The organism is Pseudobutyrivibrio sp. C4 (assembly GCF_900111635.1).
Lineage (GTDB): Bacteria > Bacillota > Clostridia > Lachnospirales > Lachnospiraceae > Pseudobutyrivibrio > Pseudobutyrivibrio ruminis.
Genome location: NZ_FOHF01000006.1, coordinates 150,169 through 161,817, shown reverse-complemented (window position 1 = coordinate 161,817; position 11,649 = coordinate 150,169). Strand labels below are relative to the sequence as shown.

10 protein-coding genes are annotated in these 11,649 nt (G+C 45.2%); all 10 read left to right on the top strand.

Going from position 1 to position 11,649, the window contains the following annotated elements; genetic code table 11:
• Positions 1-15: 15 nt before the first annotated feature.
• The 10 genes from BMY66_RS10605 (at position 16) to BMY66_RS10560 (ending at position 11,638) form a co-directional block, all read left to right on the top strand.
• A complete protein-coding gene (locus tag BMY66_RS10605; protein ID WP_090395150.1) occupies positions 16-1,269 on the top strand; it encodes an O-antigen ligase family protein in 1,254 nt (417 codons plus the stop codon).
• Positions 1,269-2,348 carry a Gfo/Idh/MocA family protein gene (locus BMY66_RS10600; RefSeq protein ID WP_090395149.1) on the top strand — a complete coding sequence of 360 codons (1,080 nt, stop codon included), beginning with the start codon at positions 1,269-1,271 and terminating at the stop codon, positions 2,346-2,348. The genes BMY66_RS10605 and BMY66_RS10600 overlap by 1 nt, the downstream gene beginning before the upstream one ends.
• 15 nt (positions 2,349-2,363) lie before the next feature.
• The gene (locus BMY66_RS10595) at positions 2,364-3,329 is read left to right on the top strand and encodes a hypothetical protein (RefSeq protein WP_143064533.1); all 966 of its coding nucleotides are present in this window, start codon (positions 2,364-2,366) and stop codon (positions 3,327-3,329) included.
• A 24-nt stretch (positions 3,330-3,353) separates the two neighbouring features.
• Positions 3,354-4,298: a glycosyltransferase family 2 protein gene (locus tag BMY66_RS10590; protein ID WP_090395147.1), complete on the top strand. Its 945-nt coding sequence runs from the start codon at positions 3,354-3,356 to the stop codon at positions 4,296-4,298.
• 1,292 nt (positions 4,299-5,590) lie between these two features.
• Positions 5,591-6,946, top strand: coding sequence for a sugar transferase (locus tag BMY66_RS10585; RefSeq protein WP_090395146.1), 1,356 nt, complete (start codon positions 5,591-5,593; stop codon positions 6,944-6,946).
• Positions 6,947-7,113: 167 nt separating this feature from the next.
• Positions 7,114-8,271, top strand: coding sequence for an N-acetyl sugar amidotransferase (locus BMY66_RS10580; protein WP_044935128.1), 1,158 nt, complete (start codon positions 7,114-7,116; stop codon positions 8,269-8,271).
• Between the two features lie 171 nt (positions 8,272-8,442).
• Entirely contained in the window at positions 8,443-9,054 is a 612-nt protein-coding gene (hisH, locus tag BMY66_RS10575) for an imidazole glycerol phosphate synthase subunit HisH (RefSeq protein WP_090395145.1), read from the top strand.
• A 21-nt stretch (positions 9,055-9,075) separates the two neighbouring features.
• Positions 9,076-9,846: an AglZ/HisF2 family acetamidino modification protein gene (locus BMY66_RS10570; protein WP_090395144.1), complete on the top strand. Its 771-nt coding sequence runs from the start codon at positions 9,076-9,078 to the stop codon at positions 9,844-9,846.
• A 15-nt stretch (positions 9,847-9,861) separates the two neighbouring features.
• Entirely contained in the window at positions 9,862-11,097 is a 1,236-nt protein-coding gene (locus BMY66_RS10565) for a glycosyltransferase (RefSeq protein ID WP_090395143.1), read from the top strand.
• Positions 11,078-11,638, top strand: a complete 561-nt coding sequence (locus BMY66_RS10560) for an acyltransferase (protein ID WP_090395142.1) — start codon at positions 11,078-11,080, stop codon at positions 11,636-11,638. The genes BMY66_RS10565 and BMY66_RS10560 overlap by 20 nt, the downstream gene beginning before the upstream one ends.
• Positions 11,639-11,649 lie beyond the last annotated feature (11 nt).

Sequence of the window (11,649 nt, the reverse complement as noted above, 5' to 3'; positions counted from 1 at the left end):
CTATTGGAGATTTAGATGGATAAGATTTACAAACATAAACGACTTATATCCATAATAATTGTGGCAGCCATCGTGTACGCCAGATGCGACCTTGGCATCGCCCTTGGAATGCAGTACGTACTGGCCAATGTATTGGCGAATGCCCTTGGAGTGGCATGGTGCCTTGCTCTTTTTGTAAAGGACAAAGCCACCACCAAAAAGGCTCTGCTCAATCCGGCCATGGCATGGGCTCTTGCATTTTCGATTTTAGTGTTCATTTACGGACATTTTAAATTGGGAGTTTACACTGACATGTACAGCCGTCAGTACCACATCCTCACAGTGGTTCCGGCCATCCTCATAATGGTGATTCTCTTTCATCACAAGGATGATATGCTTGATGTGATTTCAAAGGCAGGCTGCATCGTCATTCCACTTACACTTGTTACAAGCTTGCTTTTCGATCCAGTTTGGAAGCAGCTTTTCATGGGCAATGCTTACCGAGTTGGCGCAACACCAGCAGGCACCTGTGTTGATACAGGAAATCTTTTGCTTATCATGCTGATACCACTGATGTATCAGCTCATCATAAACCGCAAGTTCAAGGCTTACCTATGGGCAGCCATCCTTGCAATCGGACAGATTTTTGCATCCGGTTCCAAATCATCGGTGCTTCCAATTATCCTGGTATTTGCAGTGATGTTACTTGGAGCAGCCAAGGACAAAAAGACAATCCGTAGAAACATCATCATCCTTGTGATTATCGCCGTTTGCGGCTCTGTTGCAGTCATGGTTATCCCAGCACTCTACAGCATCATCGGCGAGCGAATCGTGGAGATGATTTCAGGCGTAGGTTCTACAGACTACGATTTGCACACCAGCACAGGCCAGCGAATGGCCGTTATCGCAGCGGTGAAGGAGCACTTCTGGGAGCATCCAATTTTCGGACACGGCTTCTACGCATTCAAGCAGATGGCATACTCACAGCTTGAAGAGTACCGACCAAACGATGGAGTGGAAATTGCCTACCGCAACATTCACACTCACATGAATTACTTGGAGCTTTTGTTCTCATTCGGAATCTTCGGATTTGTAATGTACTACTGGTTCCCGGTTTACTTAATCATCAAATCTTTCTTTACCAAAAACAAAATGGCAAAGTTGATTATATTTTCATTTATGATTTCATTTGTGTTCATGGATTTAGGCATCGATATGTTCTATAAATACATGACACCGTACTACACTTATTTAGTGGCGTATTGTTTGTTGAAACAGGAGGATAAATAATGAGATATGCAATTATTGGATGCGGACGTATTTCACCAAATCACGTAGTAGCATCACAGAAGACAGGCCTTGATTTAGTTGCACTTTGCGATCTTGACCTTAAAAACACAGAGGACAAAATCAAGAAATTCGATCTTGATGCTGATTATGTTAAGCAATACACAGATTACAAAAAGATGCTCGAGGAGATGAAGCCAGAGCTTGTAGCTATCGCTACAGAGTCAGGCAAGCATGCACAGATTGCTCTCGATTGCATCGAGGCTGGTTGCAATATAATCATCGAAAAGCCAATCGCACTTTCACTTGCAGATGCAGATAGAATCATCGAGGCAGGTCACAAGAAGGGCGTTAAGGTTTGCGCTTGCCACCAGAACAGATTCAACAAGTCAATCCAGATGATTAGAGAAGCTCTTGAAAAGGGCAGATTCGGTCGTCTTTTATACGGTACAGCTCACATCCGTTGGGCTCGTGACCACGAATACTATGACCGTGCTTCATGGAGAGGCACATGGGAGCAGGACGGTGGCGCACTTATGAATCAGTGTATCCACGATATCGACCTTCTCCGTTGGATGATGGGCGACGATGTTGTTCGCGTTGTTGGTATGACTGACAGATTAAAGCACGACTACATCCAGGCAGAGGATCTTGGTATCGCCCTCGTTCAGTTCGCAAACGGCAGCTACGGTATCATCGAAGGAACAACTGACGTATTCCCTAAGAACCTTGAGGAGACACTTTACATCTTTGGTGACAAGGGTACAGTTAAGGCCGGTGGCGATGCTGTAAACCTTCTTGAGGAGTGGAACTTCTCAGATTACATCGACGAGCCAGAGCAGGTTAAGAAGGAATGCTCAGAGCTTCCTCCAAACGTATACGGATTTGGTCACACAAAGCTCTACCGCGATGTTATCGACGCTATCGAAAACGACAGAGAGCCATACGTAAATGGTGAGGCAGGTCGCCGTGCCCTTGAAATGGTTCTTGCTATTTATAAATCAGCTGCAACAGGTGAATCAGTTGAATTCCCAATGAAGGACTGCAGCACAATGGACTTCGTAGGAAGATTCGACAAATAATTGGAGGATAAAAAGTTGCGAGAATACGGAGGATGTCTTCCACTTGAATTAAAGAAACTGAATACAGACTTCTTCCCAGGTTTCGACTACGTAGCTTTAAACTCTGGAAGAAATGCTATTGCCTACGCTGCATTAGCTGGCGGCTTCAAATCCTGCTACATTCCTTACTACACTTGCAAGACAGTGGAGGCAGGATTGCAGGAAGTTGGTGTGGAAGTGAAATACTACAACATTGACGAACAGCTGATGCCAATCGAGCCAGAGGGCGGTTTTGATGACAGAGCTCTCTTCGTATATACGAATTACTTTGGCATCATGACTCACGTAATGCAGCAGGATATTATCGCTGAGCACAGCCACGTGCTTTTCGATAATACCCAGGGCTTTTTCACTAAGCCGATGCGAGGCACCTACTCAGCATACAGTTGCCGTAAGTTCTTCGGCGTGGCAGACGGAGCATACCTGGTGGGGGACAAGCTCACTCGCTTGGACATTCCAACAGGTGAAAGTGCTGATGCAGCAGGCTTTTTATTAAAGGCAATCGAGGCTGGTCCAAACGCAGCCTACGCTATGTCAAAGGACAACGAAGAGCACATCAACGTTGAAGGCATGGCCTACATGTCAAAGCTTACAGAGGCAATGATGGGTGGCATCGATTTGGCATCAGTTAATGAAAAAAGAATTGCAAATTTCAACAGGCTTCATGAGTTATTGGGAGAGCTCAACGAACTAAAGCCAGTTCTGGAAAATGGAGCACCTATGGTCTATCCATTCTTGTTTGAAAAGGAAGGCCTCAGGGAGATGCTTGTTGAAAACAAGATATACGTTCCACGTTGGTGGAGATGGATTGAAGAATCCAAAGAAACAAACAGCTTTGAGAAGAAGCTTTCTAAGTATTTGGTACCACTACCAATTACTCAGACATATGACACAGGGGACATGGATTATATAGCAGGGGTTTTACTTAGACACATCAAATAATGCTAGAATAAGACTGGAGTGTATATGGAAAAATTTGAAAAGAAAATATCCTTCGTAATTCCTTGCTACCATAGCGAGAATACTATTGAAGCAGTGGTAGAAGACATTTGCAAGGAGTTTCCTTCCGAAGAGTACAATAAAGAAATTGTATTAGTAAACGACGGTTCAAGAGATGGCACATATGCCAAGCTTCGTGAGCTAGCTGATAAAAATTCAGAAGTAGTTGCCATCAACCTATCCAAAAACTTCGGCCAGGATGGCGCTACAATGTGCGGCCTTTCTCAGGCAACTGGCGAATACATAATAGTCCTTGATGACGATGGACAGAACCCTCCATACGAAGCTCACAAGCTTTTGGAGCAGATTGAAAAGGGTTATGATGCTGTCTTCGGAAAGTATCGCACTAAAAAGGATACTCTCTTCAAGAAGTTTGGTCACGACATCAACGATATGATGGCTACATCATTTATTGGAAAGCCAAAGTCACTACAGCTCAACAGCTACTTTGTAATCAACAGATTTGTCCGTGACGAAATGCTTAAATACAAAGGAGCATACCCATACATCTGGGGCTTGATCCTTCGCTGCACAGATAACACAGCTAATGTATACGTAGAGCACAAGGCTCGCGAGGAGGGTAAAAGCACTTACACACTTAGTAAGCTTTTAAACCTTTGGTTTGATGGATTCATTTCATTCTCTGTAAAGCCACTTCGCCTTACATCATGCCTTGGATTTGTATCCTGCATCATGGGCTTCTTGCTCACAGGAGTAATCATTATAAAGACAATCCACCACGGCGACGTCCCTGGCTGGCCAACCATGATGGCTGCCACACTAGTACTTGGTGGTCTTCAGATGCTTATGGTCGGAATCGTCGGCGAATACGTTGGCCGTATCTTCATCAACGGCAACCACTCACCACAGTTCGTTATCCGCGAAAAGTATCAAAAGGAAGAACAAGAATAGAATATCTGGCGCCCTTCGGGGCGCTTTTTTGTTTTAAGAGGGGCAGTGCTGCTGTGATAGCCAATTGCAAGGGCTGAGGCTTTCTCTAGTTTTCTGGCTAGCCTGAAGAGTTTGTTTCAACCTGCTAGCCACAGCATATCAGCCTTCGGTTCAGCGTCAAGAGCAAGGCCTGCGGCGCTACGCCTCTTGACTCTAGCCCTCCGACTGATATGGGGTGGTCAAGCAGGTTTGAAACTGGGACTGTGGCGAAGCCACCAGTACCAAGGAAGGGCTGGAGACACGAAGAAAAGCTGGAAGGCGGGATTTTAGTGTCGGGGTTGGAGTGAATTGAAACTAGAAAATGGCATATTCATGTGTAGATGAGGGGAAGTGCTGCTGTGATAGCTAATTGCAGGGGTGGAGGCTTGCTTTAGTTTGGTAGGTTAGCCGGTAGAGTTGTTTCAACCTGCTAGCCACAGCATATCAGCCTGCGGTCCAGCGTCAAGAGCAAGGCCTGCGGCGCTGCGCCTCTTGACTCTAGCCCTCCGACTGATATGGGGTGGTCAAGCAGGTTTGAAACTGGGACTGTGGCGAAGCCACCAGCACCAGGCGGGAGGCGCAGACACGAAGAACAGGAGATAGGTTGGATTTTCGTGTCTACAAAAAAGTATAAAGACACGTAGATTCGGGAAAACCGGGGATTTTCGTGTCTGAAATAGAACTGCTAGACACGTAGAATTGAAGAAGTCAGCGATTTTCGTGTCATTTTCTTGAGTGAAAGACACGAAGAAATGGATGAAGCTTTAATCTTCGTGTCTATGAAAGAAAAAAAGACACGAAGATTGAGTAAATGCTGGAATCTTCGTGTCGGAAGAGGAGTTTTTCGACACGAAGAATAAGGGAATCGTAGAATTTACGTGTCGAAAAGGCGAATTAGAGACACGAAGAAATGAAGCATAGCGTAATCTTCGTGTCGGGGCAGTGAAATACAGACACGCCGTATTGCAGAAAGCTCCAATCCGCGTGTCGCCATCTATTCATGGACTAGTGGCTCTGCCACAGTCCCAGTTTCAAACCTGCTTGATTACCGTATACCCATCAAAAGGCAGTGTGTCAATGACGCGAAGCGCCGAAGGGCATCATTGACTCGCTGACTGGATGGGTATCCTGTAACAAGCAGGTTGAAATAAACCCTGGGTTTTCCATATTAATAAAATGAGCATTTTGGCCCAGATAATGGTATAATGTTAAGGATTGCATTTTGTAATAAATTTATATAGACTACTGAATGTTGTTTCTAGGAGAAATAAGGTTTGAAGAATAAGAATACTATAAGAAAAATAGAGAGCGTTATAGAGCTTGCTATCATGGCAGTTGCATACTATTTCGTTTGGAAATACATGATATTTGATAGGGAGTATTTTTTCCCATTCCTGGGCCGTGGTAAGTATGTGCTCATGGGAATATACTTCATATTGATGCTTGTAATCATCCATTTGTGTGAGGGCTTCAAATATGGCATTTTAAAAATCGCGGATGTGTTGTTCTCACAATGGATTGCAATCTTTATCGTAAATGCGGTTACATACTTGCAGCTCTGCTTGATGGCAAACATCATGATTCCAGTGAAGCCAATGCTTCTTTTAACCGTCGGAGATTTCCTCCTCTCAGGAATCAGCGTTTACATTTTCTTTGCAATATATGAGCGCCACTCAAAGGCCAGCAAGCTTTTGATGGTGTACGGAAATAAAGAGTCTGTTGGACTGAAGCTCAAGATGGACACTAGAGCAGATAGCTACAATATCAAAAACATCGTCAGCATCGATGAGGGTATTGATAAGATTTGCCAGATGCTTGCTGATTATGATGGTATCGTAATTTCGGATGTTAGTGCTGAGCAGAGAAACGATTTGTTGAAGTACTGCTACATGCACGAAATCGAGACATATATCACTCCAAAGATTTCTGATGTTATCATCTCTGGTGGTGAGGGCATTCACCAGTTCGATACTCCACTTGTGATGATTAATACAACAGGCCTCACACCTGAGCAGGAAATCGTTAAGAGAATCTTTGATGTGATTCTTTGCGTCATTGCTGCAGTGGTACTTTCACCACTTATGCTTATCGTTGCACTTGCAATCAAGCTTGAGGACCATGGCCCTGTATTCTACAAGCAGGCCCGCGTTACAAAGGATGGCAAGGTATTCGATATCCTGAAGTTCAGAAGCATGGTTGAGGATGCCGAGCAGCGCCCAGCCACAGATGACGATGACCGCATCACAAAAGTAGGACATGTAATCCGTGCAACTCGTATCGACGAGCTTCCACAGATTTTCAATATTATTAAGGGCGATATGTCAATCGTCGGCCCTCGTCCAGAGCGCACCGAGCACGTGGAAAAATACACTGCAGCCATTCCTGAATTTGAATTCAGAAACAAGGTAAAGGGAGGACTCACAGGCTACGCTCAGATTTATGGCAAGTACAACACATCAGCTTACGACAAAATTAAGCTCGATTTGATGTACATTGAAAACTATAGCTTTTTGCTTGATTTGAAACTCATCCTCATGACTATCCGCATTGTCTTCAAGAAGGAAAGCACAGAAGGCTTCGACAAAGTGGTTAGCGCCGACGAAATATTGGATGAAATAAACCGTAATTAAATGGTGAAATAATTTAGATGAGCTGATTCTTTATAGTAAAGAACATCAGTAGGTATAAAGCTCTGACTCTTGCTCAAGCGAAACGTGTTGTTGAGCGGAGTAAGATGTCAGGCTTGAGACCGTAACTGATGAACATAGAGTAGAGAATCAGCGGACTAGAGGTATTTATGGCAATATATATTCCTAAGATTAAGAGAGAATATCAGCGCTGCACACAGTGTGTGATGGACACAACTGATTCAATGATTGAGTTTGATGAGCAGGGTGTCTGCGACCACTGTCGCAACTTCGAGAAAAATATCAAGCCATACTGGAATCCTAATAAGGAGAACAGGGAAGAGCTTGAAAAGGTAGCAGCCCAGATTCGTAAAGACGGAGAGGGCAAGGATTACGATTGTATCCTTGGTATGTCAGGCGGTGCAGATAGTTCTTACCTTGCATATATTGCAAAGGAAGTTATGCATCTTCGTCCACTTATCTACGTTGTAGATACAGGATGGAACCTGAACGTAGCCGTTGAAAATATTGAAAAAATCGTCAAGGGCATGGACCTTGATATGTATACAGATGTTATTAACTGGAAGGAGATGAGCGACTTCCAGCTTTCTATGTTTAAGTCAGGAATCAGCAGTTGCGATGCTCCTCAGGATCATGCAATCTTTGCATCCCTTTACAACTATGCTGTAAAGCATGGCATCAAATGGGTGCTCACTGGCTCAAATAACAGTACAGAGTTCGTTCGTCCACCAGTAGAGTGGATCTATATGAACGACCTTCGTATGTACAAAGACATTCATAAGAAATTCGGCAAGCGCCCACTGAAGACATACCCAACCTGTGGTATCCTCAAGTATCGTTTGCTCTACAAATATGTCTACGGAATGAAGCGTTTCTATCCACTTGATTACGTAGTGTATGACAAGGCAAAGGCAGAGGAATTCTTGCACGAGAAATACGGCTGGACAAAATACGAAAACAAGCACTATGAAAACGTATTTACCAGATTCTTCGAGGGATATTACCTTCCATACAAATTTGGATTCGACACCAGAAAGAATGTATTCTCAACCCAGATTTTAGCTGGTACAATGACTCGCGAGGAGGCACTTGAAAAGCTTAAGACTAACCCATACGACACAGACCAGATGGAGCAGGATAAGGAATACATCGCAAAGAAGCTTGGCATTTCGACTGAGGAATTCGATGAGATCATCAACTCCCCAGCCCACACCCCAGACGACTACAAAAACTCTATGTGGATGATTCGTCTCGGAGTAAAGATTTGCCAAATCCTTGGCATTGAAAAACGTAACATGCGATTCTAAAGGACTGGTCAAGGTGAGACTTGTAACAATGTATGCCGAATCTTGCTTGCAAGAATGAGAAATACATTTTACGAGTATCATCCTGCATTGCAGGACCAAAACGACATGAGTATTTTGCGAAGCAAAATGCGAATGAGGTTTGGCCTTGGACAGTAATATATAGGAGATTTTATGGTAGCAATAATTAATTACGGCTTGGGAAATTTAGGTTCCATTGCCAATATGTTAAAAGTTATAGGCGAGAAAAGTGTAATCACTGCAGACCCAGAGAAAATCAAGGCAGCAGATAAAATTATCTTGCCAGGCGTTGGTGCATTCGATGCCGGCATGGGCAAGCTCAATGAAACAGGCCTTGTAGATTTAATTAAAGAAGAAGCACGAAACGGCAAGCCAATCCTTGGTATCTGCCTTGGCATGCAGCTCCTTGGAAATGGTTCCGAGGAAGGTCAGCTCCCTGGCCTTGGCCTTATCGATTTCAGCTGCAAGCGCTTCGACATCCCAGCAGAAATGAACCTCAAGGTTCCTCACATGGGATGGGATATCGTGGAGTTCAAAAAGGACGTGCCACTTTTAGATGGAATCGAAGGTCGCCAGAGATATTACTTCGTCCACACATATCACGCTGTTTGCAAGAATGCTGAGGATGTGATGATGACATGCGACTACGGATACGAATTCGCCTGCGCAGTGAACAGAGGCAATGTGTACGGCGTCCAGTTCCATCCGGAAAAGAGCCACGACTTCGGAATGAGACTATTAGAAAATTTTACTAAGAAGTGTTAGCAATAGCCAAAAGAGGTAATTATGTTTAATAGACCAAGAATCATCCCAGTTCTTCTTATTGATGATAGGGATTTGATAAAGACAATAAACTTCAAAAAGCCAACATACCTTGGTGACCCAGTCAACGCGCTGAAAATCTTCAACCGCAAGGGCATCGACGAGATGGCAGTGCTTGATATTTCTGCCAGCAAAAAGGGATTGGAGCCAGACTTCGAGCTTCTTACAGATATGGCATCTGAAGCATTCATGCCACTTTCATACGGCGGCGGCATCAAAACTTTGGACCAGGTTCGCAAGCTTCTTGCAATCGGCTACGAAAAGGTGGTTTTGAACACAAGCCTTGTAGAGGATGAGCAGCTTGTCAAGGATGCAGTTGCACTTGCAGGTTCCCAGTCGGTGGTTGCTTCCATCGATGCAAAGGTGGTAAACGGCCAGTACAAGTGCGTCATCTGCGATGGCACAAAGGTCATCGATATGAGCCCGGTAGAGCTTGCGAGGCATGCCGAGGAGCTTGGCGTTGGCGAAATCTTCCTTAACTCAATCGACCGCGATGGAATGATGGAAGGTTACGACATCGACCTTGTTAATCAGGTGGTTAACGCCGTAGATATCCCTGTTACAGCATGCGGCGGCGCAGGAGGCATTTCTGATCTGAAGGATGTTATCGAAAACGGCCATGCCCACGCAGCAGCAGGCGGAAGCATGTTCGTATACTACGGCCGCCTCAAGGCAGTCCTCATCACAGCTCCTACCGAGGAAGAGCTCACCGAGGCAGGAATTTACTCTGAGTAAATCAAGGACGAAACCATGAAGATTCTTTTATTAGATGTTAACTGTAAATACAGCTCCACAGGCAAAATAGTGTACGACCTTTATCGTCGCCTCAACGCTGATGGCCACGAGGCCCGTATCGCCTACGGCCGTGGAGATGTCATAGATGAACCAGGCATATACAAATTCGGTCTGGATTGGGAGACAAAAAAGCACGCGCTGCTTGCTAGAATCACTGGCAAAAACGGCTGCTACTCGCCAAAGTCCACAGCAAATCTTATCCAGTACATCAAGGATTTTAAGCCGGATTTGATTCACATACACGAGCTTCACGCATACTTTGTAAACATCACAGAGTTGCTGGAGTTCCTCAAGGAGCAGCAGATTCCTGTCGTGTGGACCTTCCACTGCGAATACATGTACACAGGCAAATGCGGCTTCGCATACGAGTGCCAGGGCTATAAAAGCGGATGTGGCAACTGCCCATATCTTCGTCAGTACGTTAGCTCGCTGGCAATCGACAAAACAGCTCAGCTTCTAGCAGAGAAAAAGGCTGCCATGGATGGCCTGAATCTTAAGGCAATCGTCACACCTTCCAAGTGGCTGGCTGACAAAACAATGGAAACATACCTGTATGGTAACAACATCCAGGTTATTCATAACGGAATAGATACCGATGGCATTTTCTATCCACGTCAAAAGGACGACGCCATCCGTAGCCAGTTCGGCATCCCAGCCGATGCTAGGCTCATCCTGGCAGTTGCGCCAAACATCATGGATGTGCGCAAGGGCGGCCAGATGGTAGTTGATTTGGCAGAGACTATGCCAGATACACATTTTGTGCTTGTAGGGGCTGATGAAACAAAGCGTCACTCAGCAAATGTGCAGCTCATCGCCCGCACCAAGGACCAGGACGAACTGGCTCGTTGGTATTCTGAGGCAGATTTGTTTATAATATGCTCGAAGGCTGAAAACTTCCCAACCACCTGCATCGAGGCATTGTGCTGCGGCACACCTGTTGTAGGATTGGATGAGTGCGGCACCAAGGAAACCGCGCCAGAGCCTTACGGCACCTTCGTCCGCGTAGACATCGCTGGCGATGCAGATGTGAAATATGCCGCCACATTGGAGGCATTGCAAAAAGCCATCGGCACACAGCTCAGCCGTGGCCTCACTGCAGACGAAATCCGCGCATACGCCGTAGCGCACTACGACAACGCGGTAATGTATAGAAATTATTTGGAGATTTATAATGGAATTTCTCAAGAATAGATTACGAGATGTACGTGACTTAGTTAACTACATCAGATATTTTCACAAATTCAAAAAAGTAGGCAAGCGCTGTGTTATGTCAAAGCCATTGCGCTTGACTAACCTTCAGAACGTAGAGCTTGGCGAGAAAGTTTACATCCTCCCAGGCCTTCGCATGGAGACTTTGGAATACAAGGACGGAGTGCAGTTCAATCCACTCATCAAAATTGGCAACGGCGTAACCATCGGCCAGAACGCCCACATTTTCTGCGCAAGCGGAATCACAATCGGCGACAATGTTGGAATCGGTGGCAATGTCATGATTAATGACTGCGCCCACGGCTACGCAGATTTGGACGCTCCAATCCAGGACCAGCCAATATCTACCAAGCCAATCGAAATCGGAGAAAACACACTTATCGGCAACAATGTGCTCATTCTTCCAGGAGTAAAAATCGGGCGCAATTGCTGCATCGGCGGCAATGTTGTTATCGCCAAAAGTGTTCCAGATTATTCCGTGGTATCAGCCCCACGCCCACGCGCCGTGGTAATGCCACATTAATAGGAGTTTAC